We start from the raw sequence: 17,705 nt of genomic DNA, 5'->3' as shown, positions 1-17,705 counted from the left end.
GTCATAGTCGAATGAGAAATCGAGGGATGCGAGGTGATCAAAATGACAAAGAACATGCCTCCCGCTGTCCGGGATCACGCAGTGCAGATTGCCAATCACGAAATGGGTCACTACGTCGTTGCCCGAGTCTTGGGGTTTGAAACGGGTGATGTGAGCCTGACAGTGACCATGGACTTGAGGCATCAAGCGGGCGCTTCCATTACCTTGGCGCGTTCAATTACGACGATTGAGGCAATGAAGGAGCATCTGCAAGCCCGAATGATGGTTCTCTTTGCGGGCGCCATGGCGCAGTCATTGACTTCAAAGCGTTCGCCCGGCAAACGCGTCGATAAGCCGAAAGCGGCCGCCATCCTGAGGGGAGAACTTGGGGCAGAACAGGACTACGCAAAAATCAGGGAGTTACGGCACTTGCTGCGCAACATCACCTACCCCGATACGAATCCGGACTCGTCTGAACACGTAACGGCCGAGCTGAAAGAGATTACGGATCGTCTGTGGTTACGGACTCAAACAATCGTTGAGCAGTTGGCCGATACGATTATTGGGTTGGGCGAAGCGTTGGTAGATGGCATGGGTATCGTGGAGCAATGGGGGCGGTCGGCGGATACGTATGAGGGTGTTTTGACGAGGGAGGGGCTTGAGCGGATGGGGTTGGTGCGGGCGATTCCGGGGTTGCGCGTTGGGGCTGGCAACGATGGTGCCGATTCGCACAGGGAGTAACTTCCGGGCGCGCATTGCACGCTCGGTCACGACTGGAAGCCCCGAATAATCGGGGCGTCTTTCAGTGGGATAGTGCGCGCTACTCCTCTGATTCCGTCGCGGTCCGAGCCGGTCTCGGCGTTAGCACCTTCACCACATCATCAATCACCGCCTTACCCATCGCCGTCAGATAGTGCGCGGCCCAGGCGTGGCGGTCAGTGTCTCTTGCGTAGGCAGCGTCCTCGGCAAATGATTTTGCGAGGAACAGCAGATCGGAGGCTTGTGACAATGCATCAACGATGGGGACACCGGCGCGGACGTTGAACAACGCCTGATCCGAGCAGTAGATGAGTGGGGTGAAACCGATGGTTTTCAGGTCTGAAATTGCGGATGGATTTATTTTATTCACGATATAACTCCTAGGTTCGAGGAGCTGCCACTTTCGTTACCACACGAAAGGGTGGCAGCTGTACGCAGGGTGGTAAACCGGGAACCAAGGAAACCGGCACGCCCGAAGGCGTCCCACGCACAGCTGCCATATCGAGATCACAGGCATAAAAAACTGCCTATCTTCGTGATGAGTGCACTGTTGCGCTGGTTCACCGGGTTACCACACCCGATCACTGCATTTGCAGCGACGTCCGGAGAGTATCCCGTCGAAGAGAACGCCAACAAGGCGGCAAAGTGCCCAAACGCACCCATTACGCAATTCTCGGAGTTTGCCTACAACCTTGGCTGACGTCATCCGATAACCTCACGTCAGCGCAAAATATAACCTAGACGGCAGACAGGAAAAAACGCATGTCCCGCCGCGGAGCAGCGCACAGGACGCGACCCGATCCCCGACAGGATGACTGATGCTACAAAATGACCGCAAAAATCTGGAGCTCGATAAGCTTCAAGTCGAAATCCGGAGATTCATTGCTGAAACCCGCAAGTTTATGGCGGAAGAAAGCAAGCTTAGGCAGGAGGCTTTTTGGTATCCGTTCGCAGTAGGCGCCGGTCTAGTGACCGCCGTTGTCGCCGCCGTCGGATTGTGGTCCAAGCTTTAAAATCCCTAACACACGGAAGCGATCAATGATCGGAGGTGCTTGAGTTTTACCGCTTAGCAGCCCACCTTATCTAACAAGGGTTAGCGCATTAGGCGTGACCCGTGATCCCTGCAGGAAGACGCAGTATGTCCACACCTCCTACGATTCAAGCCAGCATTGAACAGTTACACCGTGACGTGGCCGCCTTGGCCGAAGACATGCGTAGCCCATCCCCCATCGCGACCCGAGCAATCCTACTGCCGTTTGGACTCGGTGCCGCGCTGGCGCTCGTGACTATTGTTGCTGTTGCCTTGGTGGTTCGGCTGGTCTGATCTCTTAGGCCAAACGTTAGTCGCAGAAAAAAAGCCGCGCATTTGCGCGGCTTTCTTGTTTGGTGGGCCCACACGGATTTGAACCGTGGACCAAAGGATTATGAGTCGCCGACTGATGCACCGAGGTGAGTAAAGTCTAGGCGAGGCATGAGAAGGGTGCAACAGCTTTAACTAGATGATTACATGTGGTTTTCGCTAGTTTTCACTAGGTGGGTAAAGCTGGGCACTGTACCGTTGTTGTACCTTCCCATAGCTTTTCACGCGTACGCTGCCTGTCCGATTACGAGGAGGTGTCCGATAGCGTGTATCCAAGTATCCGCGACGTAAAGCTAGTAACAACTTCGTCAAAGAACGCAAAAAGGACAAGCCGGTTGGAGTAGGTGAAGAAATTGACCGAGCCGGGGCGTTTGGATGAGTGGTAAAGAAGGAACTCGTTGGTGAAGGTGCATTAGCCCAAGCTCAAGCCCAATGAAATTGGGGAAAATTACCTCTTGACCAAGTAGGTCGAGACGTTGTATCACGCTCCGTCAGAGCTTCAATTAGATACTCTATTTAGCGACCAGATGCTCTTGTCCACTGCTGTCAGGCGGTGGAGAGGATGATGGGCTGCAATTTCGTCAGACACCACGGTTTGTTGTATTGCAGAAAAAATAGAGTGAGTAATGTGGCTGTGGCACATTTTAGCTCAGTTAAAATGAATTGATTTAAAGATCTATGTAGTAGTTGATATGAGGTGCAATTCGCTAGTGGACTTAGGTTGGCAGTTGCTTTTAATGTTTAAGGTTGGGAGTTGGAATTGAATATTGCTGCCAATAAAATTTCCCCTGAAGTTATGTATGACATGATTGAGATTTTCGAGTCTCAAGAATGGTTAAATGAGTTTGTTGGCGAGCTTATTGAATTGTGGAATGTGTGTGAGTTTAGGCAGGAGCAAACTCTGCTTAAATCGTTAATTATGGATATTTGCCTGTTTAATGCTGCCATGGAAAGGCTTGCGCATAGTTCTATTAATGAAAAAATGCAATCGTGGGGGTTGTCTCCAAAGTCTACATGGATAGTGGCTGTGGCGAATAAAACTGAAATTGACGGATCCACCGCGGCTCTGCAACGGTTAAAAAATAAAATTTTACCGTTTGACAATTGGCACTCTAGATTTATTTCTAATATCCCGGAAGCGGCGCAGTTCATTAAGGCTGGTCAATCAGTTGTTCTGTTTGATGATTTTATCGGTAGTGGTGATAAGATGATTAAGAAGGGTAGGTGGTTGAGGGGGATTCTTGATGAAAAAGGTGTCGGGCATGTGGATGTGTATTATTTATCACTTGCAGCCATGCGATTTGGCATGGAAAAAATAAGAGCTGAAACTAGGTGCGAAGCTTATGCATATAAAGAGTTGACCAAGGCAATAACAGATAAATATGATGCCTCTGAAGCAGCACGCTTGATTGAAGTGATGACTGTGCTTGAAAGTAGACTTTTTGATAGGTACAAAAATAAGAAAATTGAAGATTATTCCCTGGGGTATGGCAGAAGTGAGGCTTTATACTGCGCGGAGAATGATAATTGCCCTAATAATGTTTTCCCTGTGTTTTGGTGGACCAAGTTGAAGGATGGAAGGGGGTTTAGGACTCTTTTCAAGCGTGCGGGGTGACTGTTATGAATATTGATAGGAATGCTGCAAGAGAGTTTATTTGTCTTCTATCAGATGGTGGCTGGCATGAGATTTACGAACTGCATTCGCGATACCGCCTCTATCCAGATGTTATATTTAGTCTGGTTCGATTTTTCTTAAATAATGGTTTAATACAAAAAGAAGGGCGAATGGTTAGATTTTCTGATCAGTTGTCTAATAAGCACTTTGCATTGTTGAATAAATTGCAGAAGACAGTCAGGCCAAAGGCTCTTGATAACTTTGAAGCGGGGCGCTTGACTTATGCTTACAGGTACGTATGATCTGCTTGGGCAGGGGGTCGGCTCTAGCAATCGAAGGTGTTTTCGCCTTCATCGTTCAGGCTGGTTTTAGCCACTGAATGAAATAAACTCTGCTGCGCAGAGTGCATTTCATTCACTGACGTGAATGAAATATCGTGATAAAAGCAAGCTCGTAGAGTCGATCCCCTGCACTTATGGACAATATTGAAAGCCAAATCGAAGTTAGTGGGCTAATGGCTCTGTATCGAGATCTGAATCTTTCAGTAGAGGATTTAGCTATTGTTTCGCGTATGATTGCGCGAACTGATCTATTCTACAGAAGTTTTAGAATTCCGAAGCGACGAGGAGGAACTCGGCTAATTAGCTCTCCATACCCAACGCTCGACAAAATACAGAAATCGATTTTGCAGAATGTTTTGGAGGACTATTTACCTCATGATTCAGCGTATGCCTATGTAAAAAATAAGTGCGCTGTTGGGCATGCGCGTTACCATCTTGGCTCAAGAGAAATTTTACAGTTAGATATAAAGGAGTATTTTCCTAGTATTTCTAGGCAAATGATTTTTGGTGCGCTTTCAAGAAATGGTTGTGACCCAAAGAAAGCATCCTATATCTCTATCTTGTGCACTTTGAAAAATGCTCTTCCGCAAGGTGCATGTACCAGTCCGATGTTAAGCAACCTTGTTTTTTTTCCAATAGATGTAAGATTTTCAAAGTTGGCAAGCTCTTTGCGGTTGCGCTACTCTCGCTATGCGGACGATATAGTATTTTCTGGTGGGAAAGTTCCTAGAGATCTACCTGGCTTGGTGCGAAAAATTCTCTTGGATCATCATTTTTGTTTAAATGAAGATAAGACGCAGTTTAAAATTTTTGGCGCGAAAAAAATTATCACTGGTGTTTCGATTTCTTCTGGAGTTTTAAAAGCTCCTAAAGCATTCAAGCGTAATTTACGAGCTCAAATTCATGAGTTGGAAAGGAACAAATTTCATCTTTCTAGTCAAAAAGAATTTGATCCGCTAGTTTTTGAAAGGATTCTGGGGCGAGTAAATTATTTGCTGCAGATAGAACCTGACAATATTTTTGCGTTGCAAAAAAAGAAAGTTTTAAGTTTTCATCATCAGGAGTTTTTAGGGTTAATTGATGATTTTTGCTTGGATATTTAATCGGCTGGATTTGTATTTTTCAGGTTACGTTCTATAAAGTTTCTGCTTTAAAGTGAATTGTCTTTACATCCAGTCATTAGGCGAGGTTCACTGGCCCAGTCGCTAGTCATTTGTGACTTCATTGACCAGCCAACGACTTGGCGTGAAAACAGATCGAGTACCACGGCCAAATACTGCCAGCCTCATATTCGGATGTAGGTGATGTCGGTGACCCAGAGGTTGTTGGGCTATCTGACATCGAACGGGTGCTTCAGTGAGTTTGGTGAGGCAACCGCTGGTTTACCGCCAGATTTTCTGGTCGCCGCCGATACCCAGTCTGAGAACGCAAACTTTCAGGGGTCTACGATCAGCTCGGCAGTAAGCATGCCGAGCGTAGCGACTAAATTTCCTCACCTGCGTTCTTCGTTCGATTTCGAAGCGTGCAGGGTAGCAGCTGGCGAACGGAATCTACCACCACCGCCGGCAACGGCGCCTTGGTGAGCCCCGCAGTTTTTACGCACTTCTTACAGAATCCCGCGCCTTTGGTGGGTGCCCGGTTGAAGTAATTGTCCTTGGTGGCAATAACCGGCTCATGGTTTTTTACGCCACACCAGAACACGAGCTTTGTTTTAGTGGTGCTCACAACTTGCGTCTGCGGGTCGAAGGGGCCCTCGTGATACGTAACCTTGGGTCGACTGAAAGGTTCGCTGGATTGTTTGTGCATGTGGAGCTCGTGGCGAAGCAGAACCATAATGGCTTCAAGGTCCTGCAATGACTTGCCCCTATTACCTACTTGGCCAGAAGCAATGCCGCACGCATTGCATAAGTGAGTGAACGGCCTTGCCCTACCGGCCTTCTGGAGGTTTCGCCAGGAGATCGAGAAGTCAGGATGTGGGTTACCATCCGGGAGCATTTCGCCACAGTTGAATCGTTCGTCATTCCACCCTTCGGGATCGAAGCCCGTTACGTGGTTCACCTTAAGGTACATGCCTCGTAGTGAGGCGAGGCGATGAAATATGGTCCCCATTAGCACGTTGCCAGGAGCCACAGTTACTCCTGGGTAGCAGCAACTGAGACACGCTGAAGGGGTAAAGCTACGATCATTGAAAAAATCGCGTTGAAACCTGCGTAGATCGGGCTTTCTTACCACGAAGGTGTGTTGACCGCTGGCACAGATCACCTCCGCTGCCATTTGCCCCTCTTGATGGGGCAGTTCCTGAACAATGGTGAACCCCAGAGAGTCGATGTTGTCGTTGAACTCGCGTCTGTAATGAGCTTGAACCGCTACCTGATTGGCAGGCACGCCTAACTCTTCGCCGCGACATGTCGGGCAATCGAATACGCCATTATTGATATGTCGTTTAGCATGGTCGGGGTCATGAATATCAGTGGTGTGACTCTGACTGCAGACGAACTGAAAATACTTGGATTCAACTGGCGTTGTCCGAAGATTCTCGATGAAATGTTGAGGAAGGCTGTTTTCTTTCTCCCATATATCGAGCCGTTTTTGGCTCCTGGCATAGCCAGTTTGTTGTCCTTTGCAACGTACGCAATAGGACCGAACGGCACCATCGGCCAGGCTTCGTGATCCCACCTCGTTCCGAGCACTGCAGATGTTGCACTCGTAGATGATGACCGTATTGCGTGTTATTTGCTCCTGTGTAGGCCCGATAAGCCGGTGCTTTCCGAGCTTCTCGACTACTTTGGCTTGAAATTTTGCCAGTGGGTTCTGACATGCTAGGTTCCAAGTTGCCCAGATATTTTGTATATCAGGCGCTGGGTTGCTTGGCTGCCGACCGAGAGACGATAAGATCGAAGTAATGGTCCGGAGAAACACTTCTGGATCAAGGTCCATGTTAGGCACTACTACCAGTGAAATTTGTGCTTCCCTGCACTGGTGAACCTTGAAAACGTCACGCTGCTGGATTTCCTCAAGTCTCAATCGAGCCTCTTTCGTATCGGTCAGAGCCATGAAGTGCTGGATGCCCTGATACTCGAAAGCGATACGGTGACTTGGGCAGTAACCATCGAGCTCAAGCACGGATACTTTGCCAGTAGGGGAGATGTAGCGTAGGAGGTCGTTGTAGCGCTTGTTGTAAACCCAACTCTCTGAGGGAAACAATTCTTGCATGACGGCAGCGGTCAGCTTCTCAGCCTTTCTGATCCATGTTTGGCCCCAACAAAATTCCCGAGCGCGCTGCGGCGTATCAGTTCGAATGTCCCCCGCGCGGTTTTTGTATTTGATCATCAGGCCCCTTGCAGGGTGCTGCTCATAGTCGAGTATCTCCGCGCCATGTAGTGCGGCCGCAGCTTTCAACCTTTTATCGTACGTTTGATCGTGACGCTCTCGGCGGCAAATTTTGAGCAAGCCCGGCAAACTCATGTATTGATCGCTGGCAGGGCTGCGCATCAACCTGTTTTTGGTATCGATCTCAAAAAATGGGCCAGGACTAGTGCTCCCAGGTGTTCTCGTTCCGTTATAACGAATTGTCCCGCTAGGAAAGCATTCCACGAACTCTTTGTAGGCAGTGACCGAATCCTCGTAATAGCGCGCCACTTTTTCCGAAGGTCGGCGGCCCTCGCGCAGGGCAACAGCAATTGAGACGCGCGCTAGCCGTTCAGGTTGCCAGCCGAAGTCGTCCGGCAGCTCGCAAGGAATTGGATACAACTGGTAGCTAGATTCACCGGAAACGGGAGGTCCGAAAAAATTGGCGATCACCTTTAATCCGTGGGAAGGAAAGCGCTCATCTACCTGCCTTATCAATTCACTGGAGTACCTGCATATTGGACATCCCGCGCCATAGAGGACGTTGTGTATGAGCATCATCCATCCGCCTTCGCTGCCGGCTTTACAGGTTAGGCATTGGAACTCCTGCTTTACTTTGGCCGAGAACGCTCCGTTGTCGTCGCGTAACAGGCGAAGCTGTCCAAACCGCCCCTGAGAAATGTGACCTGCGCATAACAGATTATTTTGCTCGGCATACGTAAGTCGCTTGAGCCGTTCAGGTTGCTTCAATGGCCTTCCCTACAATCGCTAAAAACCGTTACTGCTAACCATTCCATAGGCAAGCTGGAAAGGAAAGGGTCAAAAACACTTACAAGAAGGTCTGATCTGCCTAGTGTTATGCGGGCCCACCTGATAGGTATTCAGTATCGGGCGATTCAAAGACCTCGCTAACCAAGCTTGACAATGGGCCTAGCCAGCAGCATATGATGTGCCCCTCTTTACGCGTTTTGGAGCGCAAGCTCTAGTCCGGTGTATAGCCAGACTCTAATTTATTGATTGGTATTAGTTGCGACGAAGGCTCGCGTGGGCTTCACTCGTCGCACTCGTACCTCGCACTCCTCGCAAAGCCCACGCGAGCCTTCGCCGCTATATCTTTGGTAAAGAGAACCTCCTAGAGGCGCAATTTAGCGCCATGGATTTGGGATCATTGACAGTGACATTGAAGTTCGATGATAAGAGGCTAGAGTCTCTAGCTCAGGTTTCGCTCGAAAACTCTCGCATCGTACTGACTCAACCCATCCTTTTCCTTTGTGGCGGCCAAGTCGACATTACATCGATTGAGCCGCTATCCGTGCGTGGCGCGCTTGTTGAGTATCTACATTCAGCTAAATGCCATTTAGCAGAAAGCATAACCTTAGCGGAAGATTTCAAAGACTGGATCCATGACTCTGTGTACAGGGATCTACTAGCATTTGAAAGCGATATCGCCCACATTTCATCACTCATAATCATTATTCTCGAGAGCGCAGGGGCACTGGCTGAGTTAGGATTATTTGTGAAAAATAGGGCGCTCAGAAATAAAATACTTGTCTTCGTAAGTCAGGAGCACTACGAAGAAAGCTCTTTTGTTCGACTTGGGCCATTAAGGTATTTGCAAGGGATTAAAGAGAGTAGCGTTTGCGCCTACCCATGGGATCAAAATGATCTTAAGAGAAGTCTCTCCACGTCCTTGAAAGAAATGAGGGAAGACATATTGAATGCCGTATCAAGTCAAGATGGCTCTGAGGCGTTCAATAAAGAGAATGAAGGGCATGTTTCATTTGTTGTTTATGAAATCATAAAAACCTTTAGGGCATTAAAGCTGTTAGAGATCGAAGCCTATCTCGAGGCTTTAGGTCTAAGCATCTCCAGAGATAAACTCAAAAGGCTTATATTTCTACTTGGTAAGTTTAAATTGATAAGCAGCTCAAAGCGCGGTCACGTCGACTATTACTATGTTTTGATTGACACGGTGAAAGTTGAGTTTGCTGGGAAATTTGATCAGACTAGGGCGAAGCTTGCAGCACAACAGTTTTACGCTACTAATGATAGTGAGTCCAAGAGGATTCATGTCATTCAATCTGCATATGCTGTGGTCGCTGCAACTCCAGCTGTCCTAACTGTGGGGGCAGAATAATGACAATATTGGCGTACCTTTCAAACAAGCTTTTAATTAGCTCTGCGGAGTTAATAGGATTTGTAAATACAGCACCTTATCGATATAAGGTTTATCCGATTCCGAAGAGGAGTGGACGGGGCGTTCGAATTATTGCGCAGCCTACGGATGTACTGAAAGTCATGCAGCGCATGGTCCTTGAGAGTTTCTTGGTAGGTCTGCCGGTTCACCACTGCGCAACAGCTTACCGGGATGGGGTTGGTATTAGAGAAAATGCTACTGAACACCTGAAAAGCAAATATCTATTAAAAATGGACTTTTCTGATTTCTTTCCATCTATTGGGCCTAAAGATCTTATTTTACATATAAAAAAGCATAGAGGGGAAATTTCAAAAGAGGATGCCTATGCGGTTAAAAAGCTTTTTTTCTGGACTAAAAAGAAGGATCCGGTGCATAAGCTCAGTATAGGCGCCCCATCATCGCCGTTTATTTCAAATACTTTGATGTATGAGTTTGATTGCAGAATTTTTGAAGAGTGTGCTCGTCTAGAGATAAGTTATACGCGATATGCTGATGATCTTACCTTTACAACAAATAAACAAGGTATTCTATTTGAGCTGCCAAGTTTGGTGGTCAGAATTTGCCGAGAGATTGACTATCCGACGCTTAATATAAATGCGGATAAAACAGTCTTTTCATCCAAGGGTAGGAATCGTCACGTCACAGGATTGGTGCTAACTAATGATGATAAAATATCTTTGGGGCACGAAAAGAAAAGATATGTCAGGTCGTTGATATATAGGTACTCACTTGGCGGTATGTCTAGTGATGAAATTTATTCGTTGAAAGGAATGCTTGCTTTTGCAAAGCATGTAGAGCCGAGCTTCTATCAATCAGTTGTTCGTAAATATGGAGAGGCGGTAGTAGGCTCAATTGTGAGCTTTCAGCTAATTAAGCAGGTGGCTCAGTAGCATAAGTATCTGAAGACAAATGTTGTCATGTAACTTGGCGCCCTATGATCGTGGCGTTTGCATCAGGCTTTTTGTGACCAGCTAATCTCTGTAACCATTAATGGTGCTGTCGTAGGGTTAACGCCCTAAGTAATGAGTAGAAAGCGACTCTCGGGAATGACCGAGTTCTTCAGAGACCTCAATCCATGCAGCTCGATCCATTTCCCGATCGAACTCTGCAAGTGAACCTCCCTGTACGGGAGAATCTGCTTCAGCATAGTTTTGGTAACAATCGTTGGCGTAGTTGTGCCGTAATCCATCATAGCCAAATGAGATAACAGCATAATGGACTCCTTGACGCGCAATCCAAATGTTGCCTGCAGCTCGATCTGTAATGCAACGCGCTTATCTTCGTACTATTGCGCGCGATAACTATTGGTGTGCTTCGCGACCATGAGGTGGGCAAGCTTCAGTCGGCCTTGCTCTGAGTGAAGGAAGCGGGCGCACGCGAGCGACTGAGTAGCAGGCAGAAGAAAGCCCCTGATTGGGGGCTTCATTTTCGCCTATCGTTGGGCAATGCCCATTAATCGATTCAAGGTTTTTATTACAAATATCCGCTGCCGGGGCGTGAGTGGATTATCTTTTTGAAGCGATTCGCGCAGCCCCTCAAAGAATTGCATTTCCCACGGTGTCAGCTCTAAATATTTGCCCTCGAGTGCCTGCTCAATATCTCGCGCTATTCGTTGGTCGATGGCCTTCGGCTTAATGCTGGATGGCTCTTTTGGGCTGCACATTTGGTAATGCCTAAGCGGGTTCAACGCGGCAATGCGGGCCCATCGTTCTAGGTCTAACAAGGTGTCGGCGGCGACCTTGTAGTATCTGTGGGTCGTGTAGTTGTCGCGGTTGTGCAGCGTTTTGCAGCCCGCGTGATGGGCCAGTGGATAGTGCTTTGAGGTGTGCGCCTTGTCGGTGTTGACCACGAATCCATCAGGGTGCGCAGCCATCCATTCTAGGACGCGGGCTCGTTGTCGTCGAAGCGATAGTGAGACATGGCTGCCGTTCTCGTAACTGATTGGACGGGCACCGCATCCTATAACGCCTAGCGTTAGCCTGGATACCATAGGCGGTGGGTAGCCTTGACTGTGTGTATCGTCTTCATGTTAATCTGAAGATCAACTGGCTGCTTGCTGAGGAGGGGGAAACCCCCAGAGAGGGTGGTTGGATTCCCCCCCAGTTTTTATTTTCTACGTACTACGGGACCTTGTAAGGCGTAACTTTTGGCCCCCTAGGAAGTTTTTCAAGCTCGACTACGTACGGATCTAGATTTTTAGCGTCAATGAAATTTGTCGATCGAAGAATGGCATTAGTGAACTTCACCCCTTTGCAGTCGACACCACGGAAATTTGCGCTGCTCAAGTCCGCTCCACTGAAGTCCGCGTGAGCAACATCACAACTGGTGAAATCCATTCCTTTTAGTATGGCGTTTTGGAATTTTGCGCGACGTAGGTCGGTTTTAGAGAATGTTGTGTGTTCAAGTTGTGCGTCAATGAATATCGCAGCTTCACATCTGCAGTTATCAATGCTTACTCGAAGAAATCGACTGTCTTTGAATATCGTCGCATGAAGATCGCTATGCTCTAATTTCAGGTCTCTTATTTCTAACCTTGAAAGATTTATCTCTGAAAGTTTTAATTTTTTTTCTTCAAGGTCAAGAAGGCGCCGAATTGTTCCGAGCACTTTGTATGGTGCATCAGTTGAGCGATCGTAACGTAAGTCAGCCAGATCTTCACGGTTTCTCCTCGCTTTATCTTCGCGAAGGCGGCGAGTGCGTTCGGTTTCGTCTCTTTCGTTCCGGCGCTGCTCAAACCAGTAGAGGATCAGGCCGACTACAAAAAGGTCTATTATTGTTCCGTGAGCGTTTGCTAGTATGTCTTCAAAGAAAGAACGAGAGTATAAACCCCAAGTCTGGCTTGGGAATATGTTGTTTGATACCCAACCCCAAAACCCTGTGATGGTTACTATGATGGTAGAAAATGCCAAGAAGACAAGCGCTGCTGCCCGCATTATTTAGTTAGTCCTGTGAGTAAACGGAGGTCGCGAAGAAGCCGAATATTCTAACAATGATTGCTCCAATTTACTGGTAATCCTAAAAAGAGTCTAGATTGAACCTAATCTTGCTTTGGCAGATGCTGATCTGTTCATGCGTCCTACGCGTATCATATTGTTGCAGTAGCCTTTCATTGGATTCATCGCTTTAAACTCCTTTCCATTTTTCCTATCGCCCAATGATCAGTTGTCTGGGTGCTCAGAGAAGGCATGTACCAGGCTTGCTCGATGCGGATCTCAGACTCAGCATTTCCCTTCGAGTAAGCTCCCCCATCGTTCATGTCACCTCATCAGTGGCCCGCTGCACCAGCCATGCTCCGCAGAATCGTAATGCGCTGACGGTCACCGATCCCTTGCAAGGCGTTGAGCCTGGCAGCAATTAGCTCAGCCTCAACAAACGAGCTGATGGTTGGATGGTGGAGAGAAACGGGGGCAAGGAAGCCCTGACCGATAGCGACCAAGATCGGAGTATCAAAGTGCTTCACTGCGACATGTGCGACGGCGCCGAGGCGGGTCAGTTGCCTGTCGAGCTCGAACACCAGATCGCTGGAAATGTTGTGAGGTTGAATAAACATACAGGCTCTCCTAATGATGATGAGTCTGCAGCTTCAAGGCGATTGGGGTGTGTCACCAGCTCCATCCTGGCAATAACGGAAGCAACTGGTTTCCGGCGTAGGTTCCGAGTACAGCCGTGTTGAAAAACACGACTTCGCGCTTCCAGGCAGGCAGGGCTTTGAGCGCGCCGGCATAAGAAAACAGCGCAGCGCCGATCAGCAACACGAACGACACCACTTGGGCACTGAACAGCAAATCGAGCGGGTTGCTATCGACGTTGGCCAATGGGAGCCAAGCGCCACCCGCAGTTAAGGCAAATACAAAAAAGCAGGTTGCGACGACAACAAAACGCCACCGCGTCAACGACAGACCGAAAATACGAGTTTTCTGATTCATAGAACACCTCCAAAGCGCAGTGAAAGGGGAGGTGGCATCGTGTTGCTGGCTCAGCTGTGTCACCAGCCTATTTTTTCGCCTCGATCAATGGAGCGCACTCATCGCAGATCAACTTATATGGTCGCATTGTGAAAGATTGTAGTAGTTGGGGGCGACTCCACCCCGGTTACATGAACGGTGAATCCCCGCTCTCGGGATTGGCTCGGTATGGCCGAGACTCCCTAGGTCGTTGGTGTGCCACCATCGTATGAAATGCCACTTTCGTACAGATCCTGGGCAGATATCAGCCCGTAAGCGATCACGTATTCCTGATGGTTTGGTGTTGCTCCTACCCCCGCTATGTCAGGCTCGCATGCTCACCTGTACATAGCGGGGGCTCTCGCTTCCAACTATTTCGCGCACAAAATCACTTGCATATGTCCCGCGCATTTCTGCAAACGCAGATGGCGTGGTGCGTTGTGCATCGTTATTGTGAGTTCGTTGACCGCCAACTGACGAGCATCAGTTCATGGCACCGTCCATGTAAAAACCGAGATGCCCACAGCCATTCTGTGCGGCATGGCTACCTCATCAGCTGTGATAAATGGATGGGGTCAGGTACGCGGACTGACAAACCCGCAACGAGCTGGCCGCTCGATAATTAGGTCAATTGGCGAGATCAGTCCGAGCCAGCATATAGTGCAAACGGGGGCGAACAGGCGAATAGCCGCTGAGACCGACTCGTCGGCCAGGTGTTCTTACAGATCGGTAGTACATGCGCACGCACTGTGCGTTTTTGACACCCTATTCGGTTGAAAGCTTCCGGCAGCTCAATAAGCTCTTCCTGTAAATACACAGGAGAGCGCTATGAGCCAATCCAGCTTTGACCCCATTACCGAATCCGCTCGGTTACGCAAGATTACCGCTGCAAGACGCAAAACCAAATATCGCCGCTCTCGACTCGACCGCTATGCCGGTGAGCTCATTCAGTTGCACAAAGCCGGGGCAACCATTGCCGAATTACAACGCTGGCTGCGAGAGCACCGCGTTGTTGTTGTTCATGCGACCGTTGCCCGGTGGATGAAACGCCATGCTGCAGGGGGGGCTGAAAAATGGCCAAATTTGCTAACCCTGTAAGACAAGCAGCTGCCGTTGTGAAGCGGCTGCAGGGTCGAGGTGGTGTACTTAAATCGGTTGGTACAACCCGAAATTACCAAGCCGCCTTAACTAGAGTGGCGGAATGGGTCAAGGCCGAGCAAATAACCGGTAGCTTGCGAAGCCTCAATTGTCTGCAAGCACTGCGTTATCTGGAAGAACGGTCTCAGTCGGTAGGACAAAGTGCGCTGAACCTAGAGCGCCAAGCCCTCCAGGCCATGTTCCAGCATCTCACCCATGAGCTGCCACTCGGTCATACACTCCCTGTCGTTAAGTCTGAGCAGGATCAAGCCCTGCGGTCGCGCGCCTACAAGCGCGAGCAGGTTGAACTGGTAGCCCAAGCTCAGCAGCAATGTAATGCCTTAGCGACCGAAATTGCCTATGCAGCTGGGCTTCGCGCGCACGAACTATTCACCCTCCGAAGGGCCGATGAACGTGTCCCCGATCCCCGTCCGGCACGTACAGAAAAATTCCTGGGACGATCGGGACTGCACTACATAGTTCAAGGAAAAGGCGGCCTCGTCCGCCACGTAATCATCCCGCTGGTGCTGGCTGAGCGAATTGAAAACCTGAGATTTGATGCACCACGGCGGGTGACCGATAGGGGTATCCACTATCAGCAATATTACGACTTGGCTGGTGGACACCGTTGGTCTTCAAGCTATAGCGCCGCTTCGACTCGTGTACTCGGTTGGTCAGCCGGCGCACATGGAGTGCGCCACAGCTATGCGCAAGAGCGAATGGGTGAGCTTCAGTGCGCAGGGTTGAGCCGTCCTGAGGCGCTTGAAACCGTCTCACAGGAACTTGGACATTTCAGACCAGAAATCACAGAGGTTTATCTGCGATGAGTTACGACAGATTCTATTGGAAGGAACCAACTCTCGTGTTCAGTGCCGTCTATGGAAGTTGCTACCTCGAAAAAAAGCTTAGCCTGAGCGGATGGGTGGTCCAAAGTGATCAGTCTTGGTTGCTTGTGGCCAGTGGTTGGTCGCTTTTGCCTTACTGCTGGCCGATTCTTCTCATTGGCACTGCGGCAGGCTGCCTACTGTCAGAGTTTTTCCAAATAAGACTTTGGGAGCGCACACGCGGGCGGCTACTGGAGCATCGTCTGAACGAGGCAACTAAGGCAAAAATGGATGCTCGGCGCCTGGCTCTTGTTGAGCTTGAGGAGCGGGAAAAACTGCTTACTCAAAAGGAAAGGGTAGTACGGCAGCGTGAAGCTGCGATGGATAAAGAGCAGGCAGCATGGGAAGCGCACGACTTAGATATGCAGCAGCAGCTCGACAAAGAACGCGACAGAGCCAACCGAGCAGAAAGCCAATGGCGCGATGCAAACGCTGTAGCACAGAGACATAGGGAGGAGTTGGCAAAACTTGGGGCTAGGAAATCAAATGCCCAAGGAGCGGCCGCGCGACATAAACGGCGTAATCTAAAAATTGACGATGATGCAGATTACAGTGGGAACCCTAATCCTAGAAGATGACCCCGTCTCTCATCATATCGGCAGTTTTCCGTAATTCCTGCGATTCGGTGGATACCTTTCCGTTAGATATTCATCATTCGTGCCCAGAACACCCAGTGGTGCCCACAATTTTTGTTGGGCATGACTGTATGTTCAGGGCACGAATGGTGATTATGAAAAATTACGTTTCCGAAACCGACCAGTAGGTCGTCATCTCACTGCCAAATCCTTCGCGGCTTGTAATAACGCCGAGCCGTTCACGAGCACTACGTGTTTGCTTCGTGGTATATCCATTCGCTGCCATCAAATTTTTGACTTCTTTACCAGTGATCGGCCCGTCCCTCAGTATTCGGCGTAACGCTCCGCTAGGGTCGTCATCTGATCCAGCATCACCATCCGAGCACTCCACTTCTGCCAAAATCTCACCAGCACTACCCTCGACTAATTCTCCCCAGACCACTCGGGTGGTTTCGATATCGTGCGTCACGGTGCAAGTCTCGATGGTATATCTGACCCCGCCTTGGTCATCGCTGATATTAGATTTTGCGCGAGCCAGAACCCTGATATCGGAGTCCGCGGATTTGGCTGCAACAAGGACGGTCCGGGCCAGCGCGCTAAACGCCTGACTACCGATCACTCGGTCAGCAGGAGAGGATGCACCGCTGCCTTTACTGAAGTGGGTAATTCCAAGTACGGCGCAACTATGAGCTTCGGCAAAATCTACCACCACCTGCAATGAACGCCGAACATCGTTGGCCTTATGCATGTCGCCACGTACCAAGCTAACCATAGGATCGAGCAAAAGCAGGGATACACCTCCAATACGCGCCGCAGCTTCGCGAAGGAGATCAAAGTTAGTCGCGGGATCAAACGTATCTCGCTCCCCAACGGCACTGATCCGGCCATTGATGAAATGAACGCGTGTCAGATCTGCACCTGCAGCTATTAGCCGAGGGACAAGGGTGTCTGCGTGGTCGTCCTCGCTACTCCATATCAATGCATTACCGCACTCGTTACAACGACTCCCGTCAGGCCAATGTCCACCCCTCGTCAAGCAGCTGATTAGCCCAATGGCCAGATTTGTTTTGCCTGATCCGCCGGCCCCCGCCAAAAGAGTTAGTTTTCCTTTGGCTAGCCATTGAGGCCACAGCCAACTGACGGGCTTCGGCGTGATGGATGCAGCAGATGCGAGCTCCGCACTCCAGAGCTGTGGAGTGCGTTTACCATCAATGGCAGGATGGATATCACCCAATCTCAAGATAGAGGTCATACTGCGCCCCCGCCTGCCAGTAACAGTGCAAGATCCGCCGCGCGATAATAGTTGCGACGGCCGATTCTGACGCGTGTGGCGTTGATCGTGTCAGCGAACTGGCCGGGCTGGGTAAGACTCCACCGCAAGCCCTGTTCGCTGCGGTGGAGCATCTCTGCAAGGTGTACCGCAGTAAGGAGGGGGCCGAAGCGAGCCGTGAGTTCGCGCTCGAATTTTGCTACAGACTCCGACGGTTCCGGTTTTAGTGAGGGGTTGAACTGTTTCATAGTGAATTCCTTCAGTGGTTTCTCTACCTAACAGTCCCTGCCTACCCC

At 49.5% G+C, this 17,705-nt stretch carries 18 protein-coding genes and 1 pseudogene; 10 read left to right on the top strand and 9 right to left on the bottom strand.

Going from position 1 to position 17,705, the window contains the following annotated elements:
- Nucleotides 1-42 precede the first annotated feature (42 nt).
- Complete coding sequence (locus JIO00_RS26905; protein WP_200667189.1) at nt 43-720, top strand: peptidase M41; 678 nt, start codon at nt 43-45, stop codon at nt 718-720.
- Nucleotides 721-799: 79 nt separating this feature from the next.
- Here the strand turns inward: JIO00_RS26905 and JIO00_RS26900 are convergent, their stop codons facing one another.
- A complete protein-coding gene (locus JIO00_RS26900; RefSeq protein ID WP_010467147.1) occupies nt 800-1,108 on the bottom strand; it encodes a DUF3077 domain-containing protein in 309 nt (102 codons plus the stop codon).
- A gap of 448 nt (nt 1,109-1,556) precedes the next feature.
- Between JIO00_RS26900 and JIO00_RS26895 the strand changes: the two genes are divergently transcribed.
- The 4 genes from JIO00_RS26895 to JIO00_RS26880 all read left to right on the top strand — a co-directional run bounded on the left by JIO00_RS26895 (nt 1,557) and on the right by JIO00_RS26880 (nt 5,157).
- On the top strand, nt 1,557-1,751 hold the full coding sequence (locus tag JIO00_RS26895; protein ID WP_109635340.1) for a hypothetical protein: 195 nt from the start codon (nt 1,557-1,559) through the stop codon (nt 1,749-1,751).
- A 1,107-nt stretch (nt 1,752-2,858) separates the two neighbouring features.
- The gene (locus JIO00_RS26890; RefSeq protein ID WP_200667188.1) at nt 2,859-3,713 is read left to right on the top strand and encodes a phosphoribosyltransferase-like protein; all 855 of its coding nucleotides are present in this window, start codon (nt 2,859-2,861) and stop codon (nt 3,711-3,713) included.
- Nucleotides 3,714-3,718: 5 nt separating this feature from the next.
- Nucleotides 3,719-4,015 (top strand): hypothetical protein, encoded by a 297-nt coding sequence (locus tag JIO00_RS26885; RefSeq protein WP_200667187.1) that lies wholly within the window; start codon nt 3,719-3,721, stop codon nt 4,013-4,015.
- A gap of 173 nt (nt 4,016-4,188) precedes the next feature.
- Complete coding sequence (locus tag JIO00_RS26880) at nt 4,189-5,157, top strand: reverse transcriptase family protein (protein ID WP_200667186.1); 969 nt, start codon at nt 4,189-4,191, stop codon at nt 5,155-5,157.
- A gap of 74 nt (nt 5,158-5,231) precedes the next feature.
- Here JIO00_RS26880 and JIO00_RS26875 read toward each other — a convergent pair.
- Both JIO00_RS26875 and JIO00_RS26870 read right to left on the bottom strand, forming a co-directional pair.
- Nucleotides 5,232-5,491, bottom strand: a pseudogene (locus JIO00_RS26875) (DDE-type integrase/transposase/recombinase); the annotation flags it as partial.
- Between the two features lie 45 nt (nt 5,492-5,536).
- Complete coding sequence (locus JIO00_RS26870; protein WP_200667185.1) at nt 5,537-8,152, bottom strand: hypothetical protein; 2,616 nt, start codon at nt 8,150-8,152, stop codon at nt 5,537-5,539.
- Between the two features lie 424 nt (nt 8,153-8,576).
- Here JIO00_RS26870 and JIO00_RS26865 point away from each other — a divergent pair, with 424 nt between their 5' ends.
- Entirely contained in the window at nt 8,577-9,539 is a 963-nt protein-coding gene (locus tag JIO00_RS26865; protein WP_200667184.1) for a retron St85 family effector protein, read from the top strand.
- The gene (locus JIO00_RS26860) at nt 9,539-10,489 is read left to right on the top strand and encodes a retron St85 family RNA-directed DNA polymerase (protein WP_200667183.1); all 951 of its coding nucleotides are present in this window, start codon (nt 9,539-9,541) and stop codon (nt 10,487-10,489) included. The genes JIO00_RS26865 and JIO00_RS26860 overlap by 1 nt, the downstream gene beginning before the upstream one ends.
- Nucleotides 10,490-11,031: 542 nt before the next feature.
- On the opposite strand, the gene JIO00_RS26850 is transcribed toward JIO00_RS26860, so the two are convergent.
- The 4 genes from JIO00_RS26850 to JIO00_RS26835 form a co-directional block, all read right to left on the bottom strand.
- Nucleotides 11,032-11,448 carry a hypothetical protein gene (locus JIO00_RS26850; RefSeq protein ID WP_200667174.1) on the bottom strand — a complete coding sequence of 139 codons (417 nt, stop codon included), beginning with the start codon at nt 11,446-11,448 and terminating at the stop codon, nt 11,032-11,034.
- 271 nt (nt 11,449-11,719) lie between these two features.
- Entirely contained in the window at nt 11,720-12,532 is an 813-nt protein-coding gene (locus tag JIO00_RS26845; RefSeq protein ID WP_200667172.1) for a pentapeptide repeat-containing protein, read from the bottom strand.
- Nucleotides 12,533-12,864: 332 nt separating this feature from the next.
- Nucleotides 12,865-13,149: a hypothetical protein gene (locus JIO00_RS26840; protein ID WP_200667170.1), complete on the bottom strand. Its 285-nt coding sequence runs from the start codon at nt 13,147-13,149 to the stop codon at nt 12,865-12,867.
- A 52-nt stretch (nt 13,150-13,201) separates the two neighbouring features.
- The gene (locus JIO00_RS26835) at nt 13,202-13,525 is read right to left on the bottom strand and encodes a hypothetical protein (RefSeq protein ID WP_200667168.1); all 324 of its coding nucleotides are present in this window, start codon (nt 13,523-13,525) and stop codon (nt 13,202-13,204) included.
- Between the two features lie 846 nt (nt 13,526-14,371).
- On the opposite strand from JIO00_RS26835, the gene JIO00_RS26830 reads away from it, so the two are divergent.
- Genes JIO00_RS26830 through JIO00_RS26820 form a run of 3 tightly spaced genes read left to right on the top strand, consistent with a single transcriptional unit; the run spans nt 14,372 to nt 16,142 of the window.
- Nucleotides 14,372-14,641, top strand: coding sequence for a hypothetical protein (locus tag JIO00_RS26830; protein ID WP_234452914.1), 270 nt, complete (start codon nt 14,372-14,374; stop codon nt 14,639-14,641).
- Nucleotides 14,617-15,507: a site-specific integrase gene (locus tag JIO00_RS26825; protein ID WP_234452913.1), complete on the top strand. Its 891-nt coding sequence runs from the start codon at nt 14,617-14,619 to the stop codon at nt 15,505-15,507. The genes JIO00_RS26830 and JIO00_RS26825 overlap by 25 nt, the downstream gene beginning before the upstream one ends.
- The gene (locus JIO00_RS26820) at nt 15,504-16,142 is read left to right on the top strand and encodes a hypothetical protein (RefSeq protein WP_200667166.1); all 639 of its coding nucleotides are present in this window, start codon (nt 15,504-15,506) and stop codon (nt 16,140-16,142) included. Before JIO00_RS26825 ends, JIO00_RS26820 begins: the two co-directional genes overlap by 4 nt.
- A gap of 160 nt (nt 16,143-16,302) precedes the next feature.
- Here JIO00_RS26820 and JIO00_RS26815 read toward each other — a convergent pair whose 3' ends face one another.
- Both JIO00_RS26815 and JIO00_RS26810 read right to left on the bottom strand, forming a co-directional pair.
- Nucleotides 16,303-17,391 (bottom strand): AAA family ATPase, encoded by a 1,089-nt coding sequence (locus JIO00_RS26815; RefSeq protein WP_200667164.1) that lies wholly within the window; start codon nt 17,389-17,391, stop codon nt 16,303-16,305.
- Nucleotides 17,388-17,657, bottom strand: a complete 270-nt coding sequence (locus JIO00_RS26810; protein WP_200667163.1) for a hypothetical protein — start codon at nt 17,655-17,657, stop codon at nt 17,388-17,390. Before JIO00_RS26810 ends, JIO00_RS26815 begins: the two co-directional genes overlap by 4 nt.
- Between the last annotated feature and the right edge of the window lie 48 nt (nt 17,658-17,705).

Source organism: Pseudomonas sp. SW-3 (genome assembly GCF_016615645.1).
Taxonomy (GTDB): Bacteria; Pseudomonadota; Gammaproteobacteria; order Pseudomonadales; family Pseudomonadaceae; genus Aquipseudomonas; species Aquipseudomonas mandelii.
The sequence above is the reverse complement of the archived record's forward strand: the minus strand, read 5'-3'. Positions and strand labels throughout refer to the sequence as shown.

Coding starts and splice junctions, on each gene's coding strand:
- JIO00_RS26835 (WP_200667168.1), bottom strand. CDS start 13,525: ATGAATCAGAAAACTCGTATTTTCGGTCTGTCGTTGACGCGGTGGCGT.
- JIO00_RS26820 (WP_200667166.1), top strand. CDS start 15,504: ATGAGTTACGACAGATTCTATTGGAAGGAACCAACTCTCGTGTTCAGT.
- JIO00_RS26885 (WP_200667187.1), top strand. CDS start 3,719: ATGAATATTGATAGGAATGCTGCAAGAGAGTTTATTTGTCTTCTATCA.
- JIO00_RS26825 (WP_234452913.1), top strand. CDS start 14,617: ATGGCCAAATTTGCTAACCCTGTAAGACAAGCAGCTGCCGTTGTGAAG.
- JIO00_RS26815 (WP_200667164.1), bottom strand. CDS start 17,391: ATGACCTCTATCTTGAGATTGGGTGATATCCATCCTGCCATTGATGGT.
- JIO00_RS26860 (WP_200667183.1), top strand. CDS start 9,539: ATGACAATATTGGCGTACCTTTCAAACAAGCTTTTAATTAGCTCTGCG.
- JIO00_RS26905 (WP_200667189.1), top strand. CDS start 43: ATGACAAAGAACATGCCTCCCGCTGTCCGGGATCACGCAGTGCAGATT.
- JIO00_RS26810 (WP_200667163.1), bottom strand. CDS start 17,657: ATGAAACAGTTCAACCCCTCACTAAAACCGGAACCGTCGGAGTCTGTA.
- JIO00_RS26880 (WP_200667186.1), top strand. CDS start 4,189: ATGGACAATATTGAAAGCCAAATCGAAGTTAGTGGGCTAATGGCTCTG.
- JIO00_RS26895 (WP_109635340.1), top strand. CDS start 1,557: ATGCTACAAAATGACCGCAAAAATCTGGAGCTCGATAAGCTTCAAGTC.
- JIO00_RS26845 (WP_200667172.1), bottom strand. CDS start 12,532: ATGCGGGCAGCAGCGCTTGTCTTCTTGGCATTTTCTACCATCATAGTA.
- JIO00_RS26830 (WP_234452914.1), top strand. CDS start 14,372: ATGAGCCAATCCAGCTTTGACCCCATTACCGAATCCGCTCGGTTACGC.
- JIO00_RS26840 (WP_200667170.1), bottom strand. CDS start 13,149: ATGTTTATTCAACCTCACAACATTTCCAGCGATCTGGTGTTCGAGCTC.